A 21,781-nucleotide genomic window follows, 5' to 3' on the forward strand; every position below is an offset into this window, starting at 1 on the left:
TTATTATATTAGTAATAATCTAATATCACTTAATAGTTCGCAAAGTGTTGTTGAAAACCTTGCTCCATTTGCACCGTCAATAACTCTATGATCATAAGATAATGATAATGGAAGCATTAATTTAGGCTCAAATTGCTCTCCATTCCATACAGGTTTCATTTGTGATTTTGAAATTCCTAATATCGCAACTTCAGGAGCATTAATAATTGGAGTAAATGAAGTTCCACCGATTCCACCTAAAGATGAGATTGTAAAACAAGCACCTTGAATATCTTCAAGTTTTAATTTTCCATCTCTAGCTTTTAAAGAAATCTCTTTTAATTCAATACTTAATTGCTCAATTCCTTTTTTATCAACATCTTTAATAACAGGTACAACTAAACCATTTGGAGTATCAACTGCAACTGCTATATTTATATATTTTTTATAAATAATACTTTGACCATCTGTACTTAATGATGAATTAAAGATTGGATGAATTTGTAAAGCTTTTGCAACTGCTTTTAAAGCAAATACTAAAGGAGATATTTTATAATCTGCTTTTTTCTTAGTTAAAACTTCATTTTGTGCATTTCTAAACTCTTCAAGCGCTGTAATATCACTTTCATCAAATTGTGTAACATGAGGAATAGCTAAATAATTTCTATGTAAACTTGGTCCTGAAATTTTTTGAATTCTACTTAATTCAACTGTTTCAATTTCACCAAATTTAGAGAAATCAATCTCTTTTAATTCTGGTAAATTAGAAGCAAATCCAATAGAACTAGTATTTGCAGAAGTTACAGCAGGAGCTGATAATTGTTGTTTTATAAACAATCTAATATCCTCTTTAACAATTCTATTTTTTTCTGAACTTCCTTTTACTAAAGTTAAATCAACACCATATTCTCTAGCCATTCTTCTAACAGATGGCGAAGCATATACTTTTCCTGTATTTTTGAAAACTACAGTTGGTTCTGTTGTTACTTTTAATTCTTTTATAGAAGCTTTTTCTTCAACTTTTGGTGTTTCAACTACTTTTGTCTCTTCTTTTGCAACTTCTACAAATTCAGTAGATTTTAAGGTACAAATAACCGTACCCTCAGATATTTTATCTCCTGCTTTAATTGAAATTGACTCTATAGTTCCAGAAACTGGAGCTGGAATATCCATAGATGCTTTTTCTGTTTCTACAACCAGTATTGCATCATCAGCATCAACATTATCACCAACTTTTACACTAACTTCAATAACTAATACACTTTCTCCACCAACGTCTGGTAGTTTCACTTCAGTGATTGATGTTGTTTGTTTTGTAGCTACTTTTTCTTCAACTTTTACAGGTGTAACTGGAGCTTCTGTTTTTTCTACTTGCACTTCTTGTGCTTTTTCAACTTCTTTAGTTTCTACTTTTTCAACTTTTTCAGAATCAGCAGATTTTAAAGTACAAATAATCATACCCTCAGATATTTTATCCCCTGCTTTTACTAATAGAGATTCAATAGTCCCAGCAGTTGGTGCTGGAATATCCATTGAAGCTTTTTCAGTTTCAACAACGATAATTGCATCATCTTCTTTTACACTATCACCAGCTTTTACACTAACTTCAATTATTAATACACTTTCTCCACCAACATCTGGTAGTTTTACTTCTTCTATACTCATTTTTTCACCTTATGCATATAATGGATTAATTTTATTTGGATTGATTTTAAATTTAGCAATAGCTTCATTTAATACTTTTTTATCTAATTTACCATTTTCTACTAATAAATATAGAGTTGTGTAAACAATAAAGTTAGCATCAACTTCAAAGTGTTCTCTTAAATTTGCTCTTGAATCAGATCTACCAAAACCATCTGTTCCTAAAGTTTTAAATGAACCTTTTACATAAGCTCTAATTTGTTCAGAATAAATTTTCATATAATCAGTTGCTGAAACAATGATATTATCTTCATCTTCACCTAATACAGTTGTTAGATAAGGAGTTTTATCCTCTTCATCTGGATGTAATAAGTTATATCTTTCTACATCTTGTGCTTCTCTTGTAATTTCATTATATGAAGTAACAGAATAAACATCTGATTTTACACCATATTGCGATGCTAAAATATCAGCAGCTTGTCTAACTTGCTCTAAAATTGTACCTGAACCTAATAATTTAACTTTATAATTATTAGCTGCATCAACAGTATCTAATTTATAAATACCTTTTAAAATTCCCTCTTCAACACCTTCAGGCATTGCAGGTTGTTTGTAGTTTTCATTCATAGTTGTTAAATAATAGAATATATCTTCTTGTTTTTCACCATACATTCTATTAATACCATCTTGAACAATTACAGCTAACTCATAACCATAAGTTGGGTCATAAGAGATACAATTTGGAATTGTATTAGCTAAAATATGAGAATGTCCATCTTCGTGTTGTAAACCTTCACCATTTAATGTAGTTCTACCTGCAGTTCCACCAACTAAGAATCCTCTAGCTCTTAAATCACCTGCTGCCCAAGCCATGTCCCCTGTTCTTTGGAATCCAAACATTGAGTAATAGATGTAAAATGGAATCATAGGTACATCATTTACAGAATATGAAGTTGCTGCTGCTGCCCATGAACCCATAGCTCCTAGTTCATTAATACCTTCTTGAAGTACTTGACCTTCTTTATCTTCTTTATAATATGCAACTTGATCTCTATCTTGAGGAACATATTTTTGACCCTCATTTGAATAAATACCAATTTGTCTAAACATACCTTCCATACCAAATGTTCTAGCTTCATCTGGAACAATAGGAACAATTTGTTTACCGATATTTTTATCTTTTACTAAGATATTTAAAATTCTTACAAATGCCATAGTTGTAGAGATTTCTCTATCACCACTTCCTTTTGTAATAGATTCAAATTCAGCTAAAGAAGGAATCTCTAATTTTTTAGTAAATTTTTCTAATCTTTGAGGAACAAAACCATGAAGCTCAGCTCTTCTTGCTTTCATATATTTCATTTCAACAGAATCTTCATCAAAAGTATAGTATGGTAATTTTTCTAACTCTTCATCAGAGAAAGGAATTCTAAATCTATCTCTAAATTTTCTTAATGCCTCTGAATCAACTTTTTTTACACCGTGAGCAATATTTTTACCTTCAGCTGCTTCACCCATTCCGTAACCTTTTACAGTTTTAGCTAAAATAACTGTTGGTCTATCTTTTGTTTTTTCTGCTGCTTTATATGCTGCATAAACTTTTAATGGGTCATGTCCACCTCTGTTTAATGCAAAAATATCTTCATCTGACATATTTTCAACTAATTTTGCAGTTTCAGGATATTTATTAAAGAAATGTTCTCTTGTATAAGCTCCACCTTTTTGTTTAAAGTTTTGGTACTCACCATCAACTGTCTCTTCCATTAATTGTAAAAGCTTACCAGATTTATCTTTTTGTAATAAAGCATCCCAGTGTCTTCCCCAGATTACTTTAACTACTCTCCATCCATTTCCTCTGAAGTTTCCTTCAAGTTCTTGAATGATTTTTCCATTACCTCTAACTGGTCCATCAAGTCTTTGTAAATTACAGTTAATTACAAATACTAAATTATCCAAACCTTCTCTACCTGCTAAAGAAATTGCTCCTAAAGATTCTGGCTCATCACACTCACCATCACCCATAAAACAATATACTTTTTGCTCGCTACAATCTTTAATACCTCTATTTGTTAAATATTTTAAAAATCTTGCTTGGTAAATTGCTTGAATCGGCCCAAGTCCCATAGATACAGTCGGGAATTGCCAATAATTAGGCATTAATTTTGGGTGAGGATAAGATGATAAACCTTTTCCATCTACTTCTTGTCTGAAGTTATCCATTTGTTCTTTTGTAATTCTTCCTTCTAAGAAAGATCTAGCATAAATACCAGGTGCAATATGACCTTGGAAGAAAATTAAATCTCCACCATCTTTTTCATTCGGAGCTCTAAAGAAGTGATTAAATCCTACATCATATAATGTTGCAGAAGATTGGAATGATGCAATATGACCACCAAGCTCTAAATTCTTTTTAGATGCTCTTAATACCATAATTTTAGCATTCCATCTAATTGCAGATCTAATTCTTCTTTCGATATCTCTATCACCTGGCATCTTAGGCTCATCTTCAACATCAATACTATTTAAGTATGCAGTTGTTGCTCTAAATGGTAAATAAGTACCTTTTCTTCTTGCCTTATCAATTAATTTTTCTAAAATATAGTGAGCTCTTTTAGGTCCACCTTCTTCTATAATATTTTCTAAGGCTTCAAGCCATTCATTTGTTTCTTCTGGATTAATATCATTTTCGTATTTATTGTGCATCAATATCCTTAAATTTTTTATTTTATTTAATTTTTATTATTATAATTCTAAACTAAAGAAATCTAATATTTATTATGATACAATTATAAACTTATACTAATTTTAATTTTTAAGACTTATATAAGATATGTTACTTTAAAGTGATAAATTTACACTTTAGGAATAGAATAAATGATTAATAAAAAAGAATTTAGATTAATTTTAACTAATATTAATGATGCAAAAATGAATATGGCAATAGACAAAGCTTTAAGCATTTCATATGAAAAAGATGATATCCCAATTTTAAGATTTTATACATGGGAAAACTCATTTACAGTAGGTTTGGGTCAAGATATAGAAAACTATGAAGATTTGAAAGATATATACAAAGATAATTGTTCAAAAAGAATAACAGGTGGTGGAGTCTTATTTCACGGCCATGATATATCTTATAGTTTAGTATTATCAAATACTGAATTTGGGAATTTAAGTATCAAACAATCCTATGAAAAAATATGTCAATTTTTATTAGAATTTTATAAAAATTTAGGATTAAATCCCTCGTTTGTAAAAGATTCTGAATATATAAAATTGAAAAAAAATGAATTTTGCCAAGTTGGATTTGAAGCCTATGATATTATTGTAAATGGAAATAAAATAGGTGGAAATGCACAAAAAAGAAATAAAAAACTGATATTTCAACATGGCTCAGTTCCAATTTTTAAAACAAGTGAAGATAAGAAAATGGGAATATCTCTTGAAGATTTTGAAATCCATTTAAGCTTTGAAGAGGCACAAAATAAGCTTATTAAAGCTTTTGAAAAATGTTTTGATGCAAAATTAATATTATCACAATTAACACAAATTGAAAATGAAAATTTAAATAAAATATTAGAAGGTAAGTAAATATGACAATACCAGAAAAAATAAATTTTAATAAACCAGAATGGTTAAGAAAAAAACTATCAGGCACAGCGCAAAAAGATATGGAAAAACTTCTTAAAGATGGTGGATTACATACTATTTGTCAAGAAGCAAAATGTCCTAATATTAGTGAGTGTTTTTCTAAAAAAAATGCAACATTTTTAATATTAGGTGATACATGTACAAGAAGATGTACATATTGCAATGTAAAAACTGGAAAACCAGATGGTGTGAATGAAGATGAAATAGAACAAGTTACAATAGCTGTTCAAAAATTAGGTCTTAAATTTGTAGTAATTACAAGTCCTGCAAGGGATGATTTGGACGATGGTGGAGCTTTACAGTTTTACAAAGTTACAAAAAATATTTTAGAAAATACTACTGATGCTCAAGTTGAGTTACTAATTCCTGATTTTAAAGGAAAAATTGAATCAATTCAAAAAGTTGTAGATTCAGGTGCGGTAATCATTGGTCACAATGTAGAAACTGTTCCTAGATTATATAGAGTAAGAAGAAATGCAACATATGAAAGATCGCTAGAAGTTCTTCAAAAAATAAAAGATTTAGGTGGAGATGCTATTAAAACAAAAAGTGCTTTAATGGTAGGGCTTGGTGAAACAGAAGATGAAATGGTGCAAGTATTTAAAGATTTACTAGCTGTTGGTTGTAAATTTTTAAGTATTGGACAATATTTAGCACCATCGGGTGATTATGAAAAAGTAATTGAATTTGTAAGACCTGAACAATTTGATAGATATAAAAAACTTGCTTTAGACCTAGGGTTTGAGTTTGTACATAGTACTCCATATGCAAGAAGTTCATATTTAGCACATGAATACTTAAGTAATAATACTAATAATGATTTAATAAAAGGATAATTTTGAATACTAATAAGAAAGTTGGAATAATAGGTGCAGGAAATGTTGGAGCTACTTTAGCTTCTGTATTAGCAAATAAAAATATTTGTTCACAAATTGTATTAAAAGATTTAAGAGCTAATGTTGTTGAAGCTATGGCTTTAGATGTTTCTCAAGCAGCAAGAGCTGCTAAATCATCTACAAAAGTTACTTTTGCACAAACAGCGCAAGAGTTTAATAATTGTGATGTAGTAGTAATTACTGCTGGAATTCCTAGAAAACCTGGGATGAGTAGAGATGATTTATTACTTACAAATGCAAAAATTATGACATCAGTAATAAATGAAATTGCACCATTTAATAAAAATGCAATTTATATAATCGTTTCAAATCCATTAGATGCAATGGTTTATACAGCTTTAAAAGCTACAGGATTAAGCAAAAATAGAATTGTAGGAATGGCAGGAGTTCTTGATAGTTCAAGAATGGCTCACTTTATAGAAGAAAAATTAACATTTACTCCAAGTGAAATAAAAGCTGCTGTTATGGGTGGACATGGCGATGAAATGGTTCCATTAGCAAACTATTCTTCTGTTGATGGAAAAGATTTAAAAGAGTTCTTTTCTAGTGAAGAAATTGAAGATATCATTGTAAAAACTAGAAATGGTGGAGCACAAATCGTAAAACTATTAGAAACTGGGTCTGCTTATTATGCTCCTGCATATTCTACAGCTTTGATGGTTGAAGCTATATTATCTGACTCAAAAGAGACTTATCCTTGTGCTGTTATGTTAAATGGTGAATATGGATATGAAAATATTGTTGCTGGAGTTCCTGTTACATTAGGAAAAGATGGTTTTGAAAAAATCGTTGAACTTGAATTAAATGAAGAACAAAAAGTGCAATTTGCAAAATCAATTGCATCAATTAAAGAGTTAGTTAATACAATTGACAATAATTTTTAATTAAAACTTTTAAATCTACCAGATATTATTTGGTAGATTTAGATGAACTCAAAATACTTCCATCTCCTGATATCAAAATAGCTAAACTTTTTGTACTATCAAATTGAGATAAAATTATTAATAAAATCATCATCAATGGAACTGATAAAAACATTCCAATAGTTCCCCACATAGCACCCCAAATAACTAATGATAAGATAACTATAAATTGAGAAATATTTAATTTATTTCCCATTAATCTTGGATAAACTATATTCCCAATTACAAATTGAACAATAACTAATGCTAAAGATAAAAATAAAACATCAGAAATTTCAGGAAACTGAATAAGTGCAAAAATAGCTGGAATTAAAACTGCGATTATACTTCCAATAGTAGGAATAAAATTTAATACAAAAGCAATAAATCCCCAAAGAACAGCTCCTTGCAATGAAAACATCTCACAAATTAGATATGTTAAAAAACCAGTTATTAAACTAATAATCGTAGTAATTGAAATATAAGTTCTAATACCTTTTGAAATAGATACTAAAACATGTTCAGCTTTATCTCTATTTACTTGTTTTGGGAAAAGTGCATTTAATTTTGTTTTAAAATATCTTTGATCTATTAATAAAAAAAGAACATATAATAAAATCTGTATTAGATTACTAAAAATTGCACTAAAAGCAGCTATCACTTTATTTATAATACTTGATAAACTAAATTCTTGGAAAAACTTTTGAATTGGAGTTAATAAATCAATCGAACTAATCAAAGAAAGCTTTTGTATTAGTGCGTTTACCTTTGTGTCTAATTGAGCTATTGTAGAGCTTAATTCAAGCATACTAGAAGCTATAAAGCTACCTATTTCAACCATTGAATAAACTATAAAAATTAAAGATAGTGGAATAGCTATAATATCCCCTACTTTAGGATTTAAAAAAGGTAATCTTTTTATTTGATTTGCAAAGGCATTTATTAAAAACCATATTAAAATTGCAATTGCAATTGGTGTTAAAATATTACTTAAGCTATTTAAAGAGTAAACTGCTAAAAACATAAATCCAAAAAAATAAAAAGCATTAGCGAAATTTGTGTTTACAAAAGTTTCTTTTCCTAGTTTTTCCATAGAAAACTCCTTAATAATTTGTGCAATTATAATGATTTAATCAAAAAAACTTATAAATATAAACACTATTTGACTATAATTACGAAAAAATAAAAAAAGTTGAAGTATTGCTAGAGTTTGAAAATAGAGAAATATGTTATAAATGTTATAGACCAAAATCTTCTTGTATTTGTGAATTTGTTACAAATCCCATAAAAACTAATACTAAATTTGTTATATTAATGCATCCAAAAGAGTTTCGTAAAACAAAAAATGGAACAGGTCATATGACAAATAATTCATTGGAAAATTGTGAATTACATGTGGGAATTGATTTTACAAAAAACAATAGAGTAAATGAACTTCTAAATAATCCTCTATATGAACCTTATGTTTTATATCCTGATGTTAATAGTATAAAATTAAATACCCAAGCTCTTTCAAGTGAGAAAACAGCTTTAGTATTTATAATTGATTCTACATGGCCTTGTTCAAAAAAGATATTAAGAGTTAGCAAAAATCTACAAAATTTAAGAAAAATTAGTTTTGAACATGATAAATCTTCTCAGTTTAAAATTAAAACTCAGCCAAATCAATATTGTCTATCTACAATAGAATCAACACTTTGTGTTTTAGAACAATTAAATAAACATAATATAGAAAGCATTTCAGAAAAAAAATTATTAAAATTTTTACTACCTTTTGAAAAAATGGTTGAGTATCAAGTAAAATGTGCTTTTAATGAAAATAATATTCGTTTTAAACCCGCATATAAAAAAACTTTTTTGTCTTAAAATAGATATTTTTGAAAATTTATTATAAAAAAATATTTCTTATTATTAAGTTTTAATGATATTTTAGATATTTTATATAAATTTAAAATACGAAATCTATATGGAGATTATTTTTATGAGTAAACTAAAGTCAATGGTTGTTAGTTTTGCTTTATTTAATAGTTATTTATTTGCTAATATTGTAAATAATGAAGTAGAAAATAAAGAAAAAAGTTTTATTGAAAAAAATTTAAAAAACACCAATAAATCTTTTTTAGAAAAAGATTATGCCCCATTTTTAATAAATAAAAAAATATTAAAAGATTATTATAAACATAACAATTATGAAACATACTGGATAGATGAAAATGGAATAAAAGATATTTCTCTCTCTTTAATAGATAAAATAAAAAAAGACCCTGTACTTGCTCCAAAAGTTTCACAAATATTTAAAATAAATGAAGTAATTGAAAAATTAAATACTTCAGATATCAAAAAAGTAGAAAATCATAACAATTTATTAACTCTTGATTTTATGTTAACAGAACTATATGACAAATATTTTACTTATCTTTTAAAAGGTTCTATAAACTGGCAAGCTTTTGCAGAAAAGCTTGAATTATTAAATAAAGCAACAGAAATAAATAATCAATGGGATAGATATTATACGTCTAAAGATTCTAAGTTATTATTATCAAAAGCCATAGAAGGAAATGATTTATCTATTGCTTTTAAAGAGATTGATTTTTCATTTCCAAATGCTAATAAATTAATCCTTGCAATAAATGATTTAAAAACTATTTCAACAAATGGTGGTTATACTAAAATACCTGAAATAAAAAGCTTAAGACTTGGAGATAATTCAGAAGTTGTAAAGTTTCTAAGAAAAAGATTACTTCAAAGTAATGATTTAACAAAAACTTGTGAAAACAGTATAAATGCTGAAAATATTGTAACAAATAATATTGATATTAAAACGCAAGAAAATACAAATAAAGAAATACTAGAAAAAGCAGTAGTTATTTCTTGTGAAGATAATTTTGATGAAGATTTAAAAACAGCTGTTATTTCATTCCAAAAAAAGCATGGTTTATATGCAGATGGAATTGTTGGTGCTCAAACACAAAAATTCTTGAATATGAGTGCTGAGGAAAAGATAGAAAAGATTAGATTAAACCTTGAAAGAATGAGATGGCTTCCTAGAGATTTGGGTGAAAAATATTTGATTGTAAATATTCCTGAATTTAAATTAAAAATGATTGAAAATAATAATGTTAAATTAGATATGGCAGTTGTTGTTGGTGAAAGAAAACATCCTACACCTATATTTTCAGATAAAATGTCATATGTTGTTATAAATCCAAAATGGAATATACCTCAAAGTATTACAAAAAAAGAAATAATTCCTAAACTAATAAAAGATCCAAATTACTTAGCTTCAAAAGGCATTGATATTTATGAATCATGGCATCCTGAATCAGAAAAAGTAAATACTCAAGATATTATCGATGCATTTATTTTAGAAGATTTAGATTCTATTCCAAACTTTAGATTAACACAAAGTCCAAGCTCTGAAAATCCACTTGGTAGAATGAAGTTTATGTTTCCGAATAAACATGCTGTTTATTTACATGATACACCTGCTAAAAGCCTATTTGGAAATGCAAGAAGAGCTTATTCTCATGGTTGTATTAGATTAGCAAAACCAGAAGAACTAATGGCTACGATTGCATCTGAAGATAAAAATTTTAATATGGATAAAATTAATAATATTTTAAAAGAAACTGATGAAAAATCATTAGGGTTAACAAAAAAGATTCCTATACATTTAGTTTATTTAACTTCATGGGTAGATGAAAATGATGTATTACAATTTAGAGAAGATATTTATAATTATGATAGTATGCAAAAAGAGTTCTTATATTAATAAGAACTCTTTTTAAAATGTAAATTTAAAATTAGACTAGGTCTTACGCTAGTCTAATTTTTGCTAGCCTTTTCTTTTCAACTAACATTTTATCTTGAAACTGCTTATTTTTATTTTTTGCAAATACTTGCATATCTTCAACTTCATCCATTTCATCAACTATTTCAACACCTAAAAGAGTTTCTATAGCATCTTCAAGAGTTACAACTCCACTTGTTTGTCCATAGTTATCTTGAACTACAAATAGATGTGTTTTTCTTTTTATAAACTGATCAATTAAAGAAGATACAGGTACATTTTCAGAGATTTTATGAACAGGAACTGTAATATCTAATAATAGAGTATTATCTCTTTCTTCAACACTCTCTTCTAAAATTATTTGATTAAATACTATTCCAATTACATCATCAATTGTATCTGTATAAACAGGAATTCTTGAGTGAATATACATTTTATCATCTTCAATGGCATCTTCAACTGTTGTACTTGATTTAAAAGCAAAAACAACACTTCTTGGAGTCATAATATCTTTTGTTTTTATATTTTTTAACTTAAATAAGTTTTCAATTAAAGTACTTTCAGTAGAAAGAATAGAACCTTCTTTCTCACCCATTGTAACTGCAGCCATAATCTCATCTCTTGAAAAAGAAGAATCTTTTGTTTTCCCTTTTGAAATGGAGTTTGTAATAAACATAGAAATCCAAACTAATGGATATGTGATTTTTATTAAAAAATTGATTAAATATGCAGAAGGAACTAAAAGTTTTTTCCAATAAACAGCACCTATTGTTTTAGGAATAATTTCAGAAAAATATAAAATCGCTAATGTTAATAAAACAGCTATTATAGTTTCAAATTTTTCACCATATAATACTTGTGCTTGTGCACCAACACCTGCTGCACCCATAGTATGAGCAAAAGTATTTAAAATTAGAATTGAAGATATTGGTTTATCAATATTTGATTTTAAATCTCTTAGCATTTCTGCAGTATCTGGATTGTCTTTTTTACCTAGTGATTCAATATATGAAGGTGTACTTGAAAGTAAAACAGCCTCTAAAATAGAACACAAGAAAGAGACAAGTAACGCGATTAGAAGATAAGTAATTAGAAGAGTCATTTTGCAAACCCTAAGTGTTTAGAATAAATTAAATTACGCCTACGATAGGAGTCAGTTAAATTCATTGATATAATCCTTTGAAAAATTTTAACGAGGATTATACCATATTTTATTTTATTAAGGATATATTATTTAAAATATGTTTTATATTTTCTACTGTAAGGTGATGTTTTTCTTCTAAAACCTTCATAAAAAACCTAACTTCAGCGTTTGTGAAACCATCAAGCTCTTTATCTTTAATAGAAATTTTATCCTCTTCTAAACGAACTCTTTTTAATTTTCCATTTGTTTCTTTAGCATAATAAACAATATCTAGTTGTGTTTGGTTTACTTTTTCTATTGTTACAATTATTCTATCCGACTTAACTTTTAAATCAAACTCTTTATATAACTCTAAAAATTCTGCTGTTGTAATATAACCTATATAAAGTTTTGTAAAAATATCAAAATAAAGACCAAGTTTAGGTGATGAAAAAAATCTTAAATCAACTGTAAATTTTTGATGTTCCCTTGATTTATTTAAAATCCACTCTAAAGTAGGAAAGTATTGAAACTTTTTATACTTTACTTTACAAGCTTCTATAAACTTACTATTTCTTGGAGACTTTAAAGTTTGAATATCATTTTTAACTTTTTTAGCAAAAATAATCTTCTCAATTAATTCTTCATCTTCCAAATCATCTGTTAGCCAAATAGTTGCATATGGAGGAAAGTTTTTTAATCCAACTGAACCTTTTGTAACAACAATAAGTGCATTTATATTTAATGTTGGAAATATCATCTTTAAAAGAGCATATTTTTTTGCTAATCTTTTATTTAAGCTTGATGTTTTTTTAGATGTACTCATTTCCACAAAAAATAAAGAATCTTTTGTAAAAAATAAAGCATCAAATTCACTAATATCTTTGTAAGCTGATTTATAAACTATTTGAGAACTTCTATCTATTAAAAGTCCACTTTTAATATATAGATTTTCTTTATCTTGGTATGGACCTTTTAGTACAAATCTAGTAATTTCATCTTGAGTTAGTGCATATTGCATTAAAAGTTCATAAACAATATTTTCGTAAACTTCACCCTTGAAGCTACTATATGCTGATATATATGAAATATCTTCTTTTGATGTATTGCTTTTAACTAGTGCTTTTAAGCTCTTGCTATCATATGAATAATGAAAAAGGTTTTCTTTTATGTCTTGTATATCAAGACTTTTTATTTTATCTGTGATTGTAAATTGCTGCAAATTTTATTAAGGTAAATAAATACCTTCTTCCTTCTATTCTTAAGTAATTTTGATTATAGCTAAAAAAATTTTAAATACCTTAATAATTAAAAGGGTCAGGTCATGAATTGCTACTTTTAAGTCTCCTTAATAATTTTTGATACAGTAAATAAAATATCTTCAAATTTCACTTTACTGATTAAAGCCTGCTAATTCTATTCTTACTCTTCTTGGCATCTTTTATCCTTTTACAATACAATATTAGGATTAGTATATAATAACTTTTTATTTTATTTTCTTAAAAGTGGGAATTCATGACCTGACCCCTAATTAAATCGTATCGCACTATATTTTGTGTGATAATATTGCTTTTACACACAATTTCTATTATAATAAAATAAAAAAGGTATTTCTGATGAGTAAAAGATGGATATGGGAATTTGATAATTACCCTAACTTTTCATATGATAAAGAAGAATTAAATTCTCTTATACAAGATATAGTATTTCTACAAGGTTCTCTATCTAGTATTGTTTCATTTGCATCAAAAGAAACACTGGAGGAAAAACTAAAAGACTCCTATGCAGATGAAGTAATAAATAGCTCTGCTATAGAAGGTGAATTTCTAAATAGAAATAGTGTAAGAAAATCTATTGCAAAAAAATTAGGCTTTGATAGATTTGCTAATACCGATTATGTAACAGATGGCTTGGTTAATATACTAATTGATGCTTGCACAAACTATGAAAAAGATTTAGATATTGAGAGAATATTTACATGGCATGCTGCAATATTTCCAACAGGTCGTAATAATAAAGGTGAGATAGTTAATATAGCTGAGACTAGAGGTAATTATGAAATGATTATTGGCGGTGGAGGAGTAAAAGAAATTATTTACTATCAGGCTCCCCCATATGATGAACTAACTGATCAACTAATTGAATTTTTTGATTGGTTCAATAAGACAAAAGATTCTATAATAAAAGCTGCTATTGCTCAACTATGGTTTCTAATCATACACCCATTAGATGATGGTAATGGAAGAATTGCAAGAACTATTTGTGAGTATGTTCTTGCACGAGTGGAAAAATCATATTATTCAAAGATTTACTCTATTTCAAAAGCAATATATGAGAATAAAAAAAGTTATTATGAAGTTCTTGAGCAAACAACTGGATTTAGAATAAAAGAAAATCCCTTAGATATTACAGCTTGGCTAAAATTCTTTTTGCAAACTCTACAAAAATCATTACAAGAAGCGCAATTGGGACTTCAATATATCAAAGAAAAAACTAACTTTTGGGATAAACATAGAGATAAAGAACTCAACGCTAGACAAAGAAAAGTATTAAATAAAATTCTTGATTTAGGTTCTAAAAATTTTGAAGGTGGATTAACTAAAAAAAAATACGTTGCAATTGCCAAGACTTCAACTACAACAGCAACTACTGATTTAAAACAATTACTTGATTGGGGATGTATAAAACAAACTCCTGGAACTAAAGGGAGAGGAACTAGTTATTTTGTGGATATTGAATTTTAGTAAGAAAGAAAAGAAAGAAAAGAAAGGAGTCAGGTCATAAGAAGAAAGAAGAAAGGGGTCAGGTCATGAATTGCCACTTTTAAACCTCATTAATAATCTTTGATTCAGTAAATAAAATATCTTCAAATTTCACTTTACTCATATAAAGCCTAATAGTTCTACTCTTACTCTTCTTGGAATCTTTTACTTTTACAATATTCATTTATAATAATTTTATTTTTTTTCTTAAAAGTGGAAATTCATGACCTGACCCCTAATTTTTCTAATTTTCTAATTTTCTAATTTCAATTTCCTAATTTTCTAATTTTTGACCCCTAATTTCTATCTGAAAAAATATATGTAAAATTGTTTTATATTTTACTTTTTTATTGTAAAATGATTGTTATTTAAAAGGATTAAAATGAAACCCTCACAATTTAAATTATATATTATTAGTCTATTGATACTTATTTTTATGTCAGGTTGTGCTCTAAAATCTGTTAGACAACAAGATTTAAATTCATGGAAAGGAGTTTCTGTTGAAGAGTTAGATACACATTCTTTATTTTTAACATTACCAGTTATAAAGACGAAAACTGAAAGTGGAATTGAAATAAGGGTCTATCCAAATAAAGTAAATGTTAGTAGCTGTTATGAAAATGGGAATATAAATAATAATGGTTACTTAAATTATTCTCAATTTAATATGTATCAAAATTGTTCAAATCAATTAGTTGGTTGTGATAATATATTTTATATCAAAGATAAAAAAATTATAGAATATAAACCTGTAGGAAGCTGTTATACTGATGAAACAGTTCAACCAGAAAAAAGAAATTGGAATTGAAAAGTAATCTATTTTTTACTAATGCTCAAATAGAAAATGATTTAATTGAATTATTTATAAAAAACTGTAAAAATTATATATTTACAGATATATCAGAAATAAAGAAAGAAAAATCAGAAAGTCCTGATTTTATTTTAACCAATAATTCACATTTTATTGGTGTTGAAATTACAAGAGCATTAAATCAAAATCTCCAAAAATGTATTAAAATAAATCATAAATATTTTAATGGAAAGATGATAATTTCTACAATAGAATTTGAACAAAATAAACAAATGTCAAAAGAAGAAATTATCTATCAATTAAAAGAAACGAAAAACAAAAATATTGGGAAAGCATATATTGGAAATGATATGGAAGATTTAGCTTCAGATACAATTATTGAATCTATTAAAAAAAAACAAAATAAGTTCCAAAATTTTGAAAAATTTGACAAAAATATACTTTTAATACATAGAGAAATGGAACCATCGCTTGACATAAAAATTGTTGCATTAAATATTGAAAACTATCTCAAGGTTAACTTATTACAATTCGATTTTCTATTTATAAAATTGTCAAAATATTTTTTATATTTTAATAAAAATAAATTTTTAGAATATATAAAAATAATAGATTAAAATTAACTATACTTATATTAGTATCTTTTTGGTTGTTCCTATAACAGTAGGTATAGTTTTTTTATAGATAAAAAAAATGGGACAGGTACCTTCTTTTTATATTCTTTTGCAAATATTCATAATCTTTTCTTGCGATTATATTTAAACTCATAAAATATCATCTGCCTTTATTTATAATATTTTTAATTATAACAAACAAATGACTCTCAAATGACTCTTTTTTTGAAATTATTGATAATTGGAAAGTTTTATTAAAAAAACTCTAGAGGTAGGACATATAATTTACTAATCTTTTATTCTTATTCGTAAATATACTTTATATTTTAATTTATCTAATTTAACTGATAATTCTTCGATATTTTGGGCTTCTAATATTTCTAACATCTTACTATAACTTCTAATTTTTTCATCTGTAATATCTACAATCAATAAATCTTTATTTGAAAATGATTTACTATTAACAGCGTTTATCATCTCATCTATACTTTCTTTATTTACTTTTTTATATAGTTTTCCATTTCTATGGTAAACCTTATCAAAAAAGCCTTGTTCTTCAAAACTCATATTTTTTCCTATTTTTCAAATTTAAATTATAAGTAAAACTTCTAAAATATATTATTGTATTTATTCTATCAAAAAAAATTAAATATCTTAAATATTTCAAGAGAGATTTAATTCAAATGATTATGAGATACTGGTTTAAACAAACAAAAACTTAACAAATCGCAATATTTTCAGTTATTAAGCCTAAAAATTTATATAATACAAAATATAAATTTCAAAGGCTAAAAATGCAAGAGTTAATAATCAATGAAAACAATATAAAAAATAAAATTTACACTATACGAAATCTTCAAGTTATGTTAGATAAAGACTTAGCAGAGCTTTATGGGGTTGAAACAAAACATATAAATCAAGCAGTAAGAAATAATCAAGATAAATTTATGGAAGATTTTTATTTTGAATTATCAGATATTGAGTTTGATAATTTGCGGTCAAAAAATTTGACCGCAAATTTTGCTAAAGTAAGAACAAATCCAAAGGTTTTCACAGAACAAGGTATTTATATGTTGGCAACAATTCTAAAAAGTAAAATTGCTTCTCAAGTTACAGTTTATATTATAAAAACTTTTGCAAATATGAGAAGTCTTATTTCTTTAAATATATCTATGTTTGAACGATTTGAAAGAATAGAGAAAAGATTAACTATCCATGATGAACATTTTGACAAACTTTTTGAAGCTTTAGAAGACAAAACTCTCAAACCAAAACAAGGAATATTTTATAATGGAGAAATTTTTGATGCTTATATTTTTATAAATAATTTACTAAAAAATGCAAAAAATGAAATAATCCTACTTGATAATTATATAGATGAAACTGTATTAACTCTTTTTAGTAAATATGCAAATATCAAAGTTAAAATCTATACGCACACTATTACAAAACAGCTAAAACTTGATTTTCAAAAGTATCAAACTCAATATAAAAATATACAACTAAAAGAGTTTAAAAAGAGTCATGATAGATTTCTGATTATTGATAAAGATGAGATTTATCATCTAGGGGCTAGCCTGAAAGATTTGGGCAAAAAATGGTTTGCATTTTCAAAATTTGATATTAACAGTTTAGATTTACTAAAAAAATTAGAATAATAGCTATTTCCACAAAGAATCCTTTTTAATATATAAATTTTCTTTATCAAGAAAAATTTAATTCAAATGATTCTTTGATTCAAAAAAGCAAGATTTTCCCAAATCATCAAAATGCATAAAAAGTTCTAACTCTTTTTTAAAATTCTCATCAAGATTTTCAAAAGCTCTTTTCATACGATGATATCTACCTAAGTGATTTTTTTCTTTTGCTTTTTGCATACCTCTTATTAAATAATGATATCGAACAAGTTTTTTTGTATATTCTGAAATTTTCCACTTTTTTATAATATGATAACTAGCTTCTTCGTGATTATGAAAAGAGTATTCACCTGTGATTTTATCTTCTTTAGTTTGGTAAGCAACATATGGTTTTCCAATATCGTGTAAAAATGCAGCACTTAGCATTGAGTATCTTTTGGCTTTAAATACATGAAAAGCTACAGCTAAAGTATGTATTAAAATACCAAATCTATGCCATTTGTTTTGTTTGATAAATAAAGTTATGAAAAACTCTTTTTTTAGGATTCTTTTTGTATTCATAAAGCAATTATATCTTTTTTATAAATGGTTTAATTTTTCAAACCATAAATCACAAAGGTTCTTATATATTATTTTAAAGTGTTTTAGTTTTGAATAATGATTTATATTTATTTCTTCTAAATAATTTTCTAAAAACAACTTCTCTTCTTTTTTATTTAATTTAAACTCAATACAAACAGCAGCTAAATCAAAAAATCTGTCATTTATTCCTGAGTATTCCCAATCTATGATTTTAATTTTGTTTTTTCTGAAAATTATATTTTTAGGATTTAAATCATGGTGAGTCAAAACTAATTCTTTTTTGAATTTCTTTAATTTCTTTAGACTTTTAAGTGATTGACTTATGAGTTCTTTACTTTCTTTATCTTTTAAAATCTTTTTATAGTTTAATAAATCACTTTTTAAATCATATGTTTTTGCTTTTGTTTTTATTTTATGAAGTTTTTTTATCTGTTTTGCAAGAGTTTTAATATCTGAACTTTTAAGTTCTGATTTATGAATACCTTTTGTATACTCATAAATCATAAATTCACTATTTAAAAAAATAGCTTTGGGTGCAATATCTTTTTTATGGGCTTTTTTTTGAGTTTTAAATTCAAATTCTCTGCTTATATTTACGCTTTCATTTGATTTAAAAACTCTTATTATATATGATTTTTTAGAAGTTTTTAGAAGATAACTTATATTATTAAAACCTTGAGTTTTTAATACTTCAAGGCTTAATAATTCTTCTTTAAAAATATTATATGTTTTAAGCAGTTTTAAATTCAAAATTTTTATACTCATTTTTCCATTTAATATATGCAACAACAGCTAAAACTGTATAAACAGCAAAAAGCACAGCCGTTAAATAAAATCCTTTTTGTATATAAATATAAATAGAAACAGTATCTATCATAACCCAGTAAAGCCAATTTTCAAGTACTTTTTTTGTAAGCATATATGTAGAAAATACAGCAAATACAGTAGTAAAAGTATCTAAGTATGCAAAATCAGCGCTAGTATAATTTGCCATTATGTAGCCCAATACAAGTGAAACTAGTATTAAAACTATTATAATTTTAATATTTCTCACCATTCCATAAGTGCTAATATTTAACTCTTGCATTTGAGCTTTGATATTCCCATATTTCCAAGAATACCAACCATAAACAGCCATTACTAGATAAAAAATATTTAAAGCACTATCCATTAAAAGTGAAGCATCAAAAAAAAGTATACTGTAAATCAATGTACTAAAAAATGCAGCAATCCAACACCAAAGATTTTGTTTTATGGCTAAAAGTAGATATGAAACTGATAAAAAAACAGCAAGCATTTCCCAAGAAGTCATATATCCTATTGCTTCTTGAATATTATTAATAAAATTATCTATTTTTTATTCCTTGTTTTAAATAAGACAAATTTTATCCAATTTTCTATTAAAGACATCTATTCAAATCTTCTAAAATCCTTATCTTCGCTTCCATCTTTTTTTCTATTTTTAAATTTCCACATAGTTATAAAATACTTCACACTAGCGAAGCACAAAATTAATGTGATTAAAAATAAACCTACATATGTAAAAAGAATAAAAATCTCCATGAAAAATCCTTTTTATTTAGTATAACTTATTTTTAAAATATACTTGTTATTTTGATATACATACAATCGTTTATTATAAAACTTTTTCAAATCTTTAAGTCCTCTTTTTTCAATTAATAAATCATAATGCTTTTTGTTTTTATTTATAATTGATAAAGTACCTTGCCAATTGTTGTGTTCTTCATTTTCTTCATACTTACCAGTATCATCAAAAGCAAAATCTTCCTTAATTATATTTGTAAACCTCCCATTTTTAAATCCTTCTACCAATAAAGAGGTATTTGTATATCCACCTTGGCTATAACTCGATATATATTTAAAAGCTATATCATTTTTTCCAATTTTAATTAAATCAGGAGTTGTTAAATCTCCCCATGAACCAAGATAAAATTCTCTATTAATTATCTTACTTAAAAGTTTCCATTGGCTTTCCTCTTTTTTAAAATAAAACCAATTCATTTTTGGGATGCACGCATGACAATCAAAATCTTTTATTGAAGAAGCAAATAAAAATAGAACTTCATTTTTATTTATCTCATATTTATATTGCATTTTATGAATAATTTCACTATTTTTTTTATTTAAAAAGAAAGGCTGATTTTGACCATAATTGATAAGCTCAGATAAAATTATATTTTCAAAGAAAATGTTATCTTCTTTTAATTTCTTTTTGTGAATCATTTTTATCAGTTGATTTTCTTTAGGTGTGATTTCATCAATATCTCTTGATCGTTCATTCCCAAATAATGAATAAAAATTTATTATAAATATAATTAAAATTCTAAACATATTATCTCCTAAATACAAAAAATTCTATAATTTTAATTCAGCGAAGATAAATGGCTTGAAATCAAATCTAGTTCCTCCAGATTTTACATCAATTAAATAGCTATTTTTTTCAGTTGATAATTCTAAATCAAAACTATTTATACCATTCGAATTTTTAATTCTGAAATCTTCTTCATTTAATGTATTTGCTGGAATTTTCAGATATATAATTCTTTTTTCTTTCTCATCCCTTAAAATAAAAAACATATCACTCAAAATTCTATTATCTACTGTCGGATTAATCCAAAATACATTTTTAGATTTGTTTCTATTTGCATATCTTACATTCCCAGTTTTACGAGATAAATTTATTTCATTAGAATATTGTGAATTTTCTAGAAATTCATACGCTATTTTGTCCTTCATTTCACTAACCTCAATTATTTTTTCATATTCATTAACAATAAAACTTGCAACAGGATTCCATAATGTAATAATTCCATTTTCTTCTGTGAAAACTTTTCCATGATTTTTATATGAAATAATTTTCATTTGATTAAAATTAGAAATAAATTTTTGACTATTTTCTAATCCAGCTTCATTTTCTAAATCATTTATATGTACAGTATTTATATTCTTATTTGATAATTTCAAATATGCAATTAATATCTTATAATTGAATTGATTTGGTTTAGATAGCCAAGACGGTATTTTCTTTTTTACTCTTTGTATTTCTTCCTCTTCTGTTCGTTCTAAAGTACTTGATTCTTTTTTATTTATTTCATTATCATTTAGATTGTTTAAAAGTCTATTTGAATCAGATAATATTGAAAAAAGTAATTCTTCTAATTCTTCATTACCAAGTAAAATTGCTTTCTTATATGCTAGTTTTGAATTCTCAAATATGCTATTTATTGTTTCATTCATAAAGTACTCCTTTTCGTAAATTATAATTAAATTTTACTTATAAGTAATTTAAAATACTTATAAGTACTTATAAGTTTAGATAAATATATTTTAATTCAAAATTAGTTTTTACAGCTTTGAATTTATTGAAAT

General features: G+C 25.9%; 21 protein-coding genes. 9 read left to right on the top strand and 12 right to left on the bottom strand.

Translation table 11 applies throughout. The features are described 5' to 3' along the window. Positions 1-3: 3 nt before the first annotated feature. Together aceF and aceE are read right to left on the bottom strand one after the other, a co-directional pair. The gene (aceF, locus tag ABVS04_RS03000) at positions 4-1,644 is read right to left on the bottom strand and encodes a dihydrolipoyllysine-residue acetyltransferase (RefSeq protein ID WP_368029185.1); all 1,641 of its coding nucleotides are present in this window, start codon (positions 1,642-1,644) and stop codon (positions 4-6) included. 9 nt (positions 1,645-1,653) lie between these two features. Next, positions 1,654-4,326: a pyruvate dehydrogenase (acetyl-transferring), homodimeric type gene (aceE, locus tag ABVS04_RS03005; RefSeq protein ID WP_368029186.1), complete on the bottom strand. Its 2,673-nt coding sequence runs from the start codon at positions 4,324-4,326 to the stop codon at positions 1,654-1,656. Positions 4,327-4,497: 171 nt separating this feature from the next. Between aceE and ABVS04_RS03010 the strand changes: the two genes are divergently transcribed. The 3 genes from ABVS04_RS03010 to ABVS04_RS03020 are packed head-to-tail and all read left to right on the top strand — an operon-like array spanning position 4,498 to position 7,054. Continuing rightward, positions 4,498-5,214 carry a biotin/lipoate A/B protein ligase family protein gene (locus ABVS04_RS03010; RefSeq protein WP_368029187.1) on the top strand — a complete coding sequence of 239 codons (717 nt, stop codon included), beginning with the start codon at positions 4,498-4,500 and terminating at the stop codon, positions 5,212-5,214. Positions 5,215-5,216: 2 nt separating this feature from the next. Then, positions 5,217-6,110, top strand: a complete 894-nt coding sequence (gene lipA, locus ABVS04_RS03015; protein ID WP_368029188.1) for a lipoyl synthase — start codon at positions 5,217-5,219, stop codon at positions 6,108-6,110. Positions 6,111-6,112: 2 nt separating this feature from the next. Further along, a complete protein-coding gene (locus tag ABVS04_RS03020; RefSeq protein ID WP_368029189.1) occupies positions 6,113-7,054 on the top strand; it encodes a malate dehydrogenase in 942 nt (313 codons plus the stop codon). 25 nt (positions 7,055-7,079) lie between these two features. Here the strand turns inward: ABVS04_RS03020 and ABVS04_RS03025 are convergent, their stop codons facing one another. Further along, a complete protein-coding gene (locus ABVS04_RS03025) occupies positions 7,080-8,165 on the bottom strand; it encodes an AI-2E family transporter (protein WP_368029190.1) in 1,086 nt (361 codons plus the stop codon). Between the two features lie 107 nt (positions 8,166-8,272). On the opposite strand from ABVS04_RS03025, the gene ABVS04_RS03030 reads away from it, so the two are divergent. Continuing rightward, positions 8,273-8,938 carry a tRNA-uridine aminocarboxypropyltransferase gene (locus ABVS04_RS03030; RefSeq protein ID WP_368029191.1) on the top strand — a complete coding sequence of 222 codons (666 nt, stop codon included), beginning with the start codon at positions 8,273-8,275 and terminating at the stop codon, positions 8,936-8,938. A gap of 115 nt (positions 8,939-9,053) precedes the next feature. Then, on the top strand, positions 9,054-10,844 hold the full coding sequence (locus ABVS04_RS03035) for a murein L,D-transpeptidase (RefSeq protein WP_368029192.1): 1,791 nt from the start codon (positions 9,054-9,056) through the stop codon (positions 10,842-10,844). A gap of 43 nt (positions 10,845-10,887) precedes the next feature. On the opposite strand, the gene ABVS04_RS03040 is transcribed toward ABVS04_RS03035, so the two are convergent. Together ABVS04_RS03040 and ABVS04_RS03045 are read right to left on the bottom strand one after the other, a co-directional pair. Further along, positions 10,888-11,964, bottom strand: coding sequence for a CNNM domain-containing protein (locus ABVS04_RS03040; RefSeq protein ID WP_368029193.1), 1,077 nt, complete (start codon positions 11,962-11,964; stop codon positions 10,888-10,890). Positions 11,965-12,073: 109 nt separating this feature from the next. Then, positions 12,074-13,207: a hypothetical protein gene (locus ABVS04_RS03045; RefSeq protein ID WP_368029194.1), complete on the bottom strand. Its 1,134-nt coding sequence runs from the start codon at positions 13,205-13,207 to the stop codon at positions 12,074-12,076. Between the two features lie 394 nt (positions 13,208-13,601). On the opposite strand from ABVS04_RS03045, the gene ABVS04_RS03050 reads away from it, so the two are divergent. The 3 genes from ABVS04_RS03050 to ABVS04_RS03060 all read left to right on the top strand — a co-directional run bounded on the left by ABVS04_RS03050 (position 13,602) and on the right by ABVS04_RS03060 (position 16,175). Further along, the gene (locus tag ABVS04_RS03050; RefSeq protein ID WP_368029195.1) at positions 13,602-14,729 is read left to right on the top strand and encodes a Fic family protein; all 1,128 of its coding nucleotides are present in this window, start codon (positions 13,602-13,604) and stop codon (positions 14,727-14,729) included. A gap of 400 nt (positions 14,730-15,129) precedes the next feature. Beyond that, on the top strand, positions 15,130-15,555 hold the full coding sequence (locus tag ABVS04_RS03055; protein ID WP_368029196.1) for a hypothetical protein: 426 nt from the start codon (positions 15,130-15,132) through the stop codon (positions 15,553-15,555). After that, positions 15,552-16,175, top strand: coding sequence for a hypothetical protein (locus ABVS04_RS03060; RefSeq protein ID WP_368029197.1), 624 nt, complete (start codon positions 15,552-15,554; stop codon positions 16,173-16,175). Before ABVS04_RS03055 ends, ABVS04_RS03060 begins: the two co-directional genes overlap by 4 nt. Positions 16,176-16,460: 285 nt before the next feature. Here ABVS04_RS03060 and ABVS04_RS03065 read toward each other — a convergent pair whose 3' ends face one another. After that, positions 16,461-16,739: a hypothetical protein gene (locus ABVS04_RS03065; protein ID WP_368029198.1), complete on the bottom strand. Its 279-nt coding sequence runs from the start codon at positions 16,737-16,739 to the stop codon at positions 16,461-16,463. 227 nt (positions 16,740-16,966) lie between these two features. Between ABVS04_RS03065 and ABVS04_RS03070 the strand changes: the two genes are divergently transcribed. Then, positions 16,967-17,830, top strand: coding sequence for an ORF6N domain-containing protein (locus ABVS04_RS03070; protein ID WP_368029199.1), 864 nt, complete (start codon positions 16,967-16,969; stop codon positions 17,828-17,830). Positions 17,831-17,887: 57 nt separating this feature from the next. Here the strand turns inward: ABVS04_RS03070 and ABVS04_RS03075 are convergent, their stop codons facing one another. From ABVS04_RS03075 to ABVS04_RS03100, 6 genes are all read right to left on the bottom strand, one after another. Next, positions 17,888-18,370, bottom strand: a complete 483-nt coding sequence (locus ABVS04_RS03075; protein WP_368029200.1) for an HD domain-containing protein — start codon at positions 18,368-18,370, stop codon at positions 17,888-17,890. Between the two features lie 18 nt (positions 18,371-18,388). Further along, the gene (locus ABVS04_RS03080; protein WP_368029201.1) at positions 18,389-19,156 is read right to left on the bottom strand and encodes a choline/ethanolamine kinase family protein; all 768 of its coding nucleotides are present in this window, start codon (positions 19,154-19,156) and stop codon (positions 18,389-18,391) included. Continuing rightward, the gene (pnuC, locus tag ABVS04_RS03085) at positions 19,122-19,703 is read right to left on the bottom strand and encodes a nicotinamide riboside transporter PnuC (protein WP_368029202.1); all 582 of its coding nucleotides are present in this window, start codon (positions 19,701-19,703) and stop codon (positions 19,122-19,124) included. The genes ABVS04_RS03080 and pnuC overlap by 35 nt, the downstream gene beginning before the upstream one ends. Positions 19,704-19,801: 98 nt before the next feature. Then, positions 19,802-19,954 carry a hypothetical protein gene (locus tag ABVS04_RS03090; RefSeq protein WP_368029203.1) on the bottom strand — a complete coding sequence of 51 codons (153 nt, stop codon included), beginning with the start codon at positions 19,952-19,954 and terminating at the stop codon, positions 19,802-19,804. A gap of 12 nt (positions 19,955-19,966) precedes the next feature. Then, positions 19,967-20,743: a hypothetical protein gene (locus ABVS04_RS03095; RefSeq protein WP_368029204.1), complete on the bottom strand. Its 777-nt coding sequence runs from the start codon at positions 20,741-20,743 to the stop codon at positions 19,967-19,969. Between the two features lie 24 nt (positions 20,744-20,767). Beyond that, positions 20,768-21,649, bottom strand: a complete 882-nt coding sequence (locus ABVS04_RS03100) for a hypothetical protein (protein WP_368029205.1) — start codon at positions 21,647-21,649, stop codon at positions 20,768-20,770. Positions 21,650-21,781: the final 132 nt, after the last annotated feature.

Origin of the sequence: Arcobacter sp. s6 (assembly GCF_040884245.1) — a bacterium.
Lineage (GTDB): Bacteria > Campylobacterota > Campylobacteria > Campylobacterales > Arcobacteraceae > Aliarcobacter.

Bases quoted from the DNA above. Each gene is read 5' to 3' on its own strand.
- aceF (WP_368029185.1), bottom strand. From the start codon at position 1,644: ATGAGTATAGAAGAAGTAAAACTACCAGATGTTGGTGGAGAAAGTGTA.
- aceE (WP_368029186.1), bottom strand. From the start codon at position 4,326: ATGCACAATAAATACGAAAATGATATTAATCCAGAAGAAACAAATGAA.
- ABVS04_RS03010 (WP_368029187.1), top strand. From the start codon at position 4,498: ATGATTAATAAAAAAGAATTTAGATTAATTTTAACTAATATTAATGAT.
- lipA (WP_368029188.1), top strand. From the start codon at position 5,217: ATGACAATACCAGAAAAAATAAATTTTAATAAACCAGAATGGTTAAGA.
- ABVS04_RS03025 (WP_368029190.1), bottom strand. From the start codon at position 8,165: ATGGAAAAACTAGGAAAAGAAACTTTTGTAAACACAAATTTCGCTAAT.
- ABVS04_RS03035 (WP_368029192.1), top strand. From the start codon at position 9,054: ATGAGTAAACTAAAGTCAATGGTTGTTAGTTTTGCTTTATTTAATAGT.
- ABVS04_RS03040 (WP_368029193.1), bottom strand. From the start codon at position 11,964: ATGACTCTTCTAATTACTTATCTTCTAATCGCGTTACTTGTCTCTTTC.
- ABVS04_RS03050 (WP_368029195.1), top strand. From the start codon at position 13,602: ATGAGTAAAAGATGGATATGGGAATTTGATAATTACCCTAACTTTTCA.
- ABVS04_RS03055 (WP_368029196.1), top strand. From the start codon at position 15,130: ATGAAACCCTCACAATTTAAATTATATATTATTAGTCTATTGATACTT.
- ABVS04_RS03065 (WP_368029198.1), bottom strand. From the start codon at position 16,739: ATGAGTTTTGAAGAACAAGGCTTTTTTGATAAGGTTTACCATAGAAAT.
- ABVS04_RS03070 (WP_368029199.1), top strand. From the start codon at position 16,967: ATGCAAGAGTTAATAATCAATGAAAACAATATAAAAAATAAAATTTAC.
- ABVS04_RS03075 (WP_368029200.1), bottom strand. From the start codon at position 18,370: ATGAATACAAAAAGAATCCTAAAAAAAGAGTTTTTCATAACTTTATTT.
- ABVS04_RS03080 (WP_368029201.1), bottom strand. From the start codon at position 19,156: ATGAGTATAAAAATTTTGAATTTAAAACTGCTTAAAACATATAATATT.
- pnuC (WP_368029202.1), bottom strand. From the start codon at position 19,703: ATGACTTCTTGGGAAATGCTTGCTGTTTTTTTATCAGTTTCATATCTA.
- ABVS04_RS03090 (WP_368029203.1), bottom strand. From the start codon at position 19,954: ATGGAGATTTTTATTCTTTTTACATATGTAGGTTTATTTTTAATCACA.
- ABVS04_RS03095 (WP_368029204.1), bottom strand. From the start codon at position 20,743: ATGTTTAGAATTTTAATTATATTTATAATAAATTTTTATTCATTATTT.
- ABVS04_RS03100 (WP_368029205.1), bottom strand. From the start codon at position 21,649: ATGAATGAAACAATAAATAGCATATTTGAGAATTCAAAACTAGCATAT.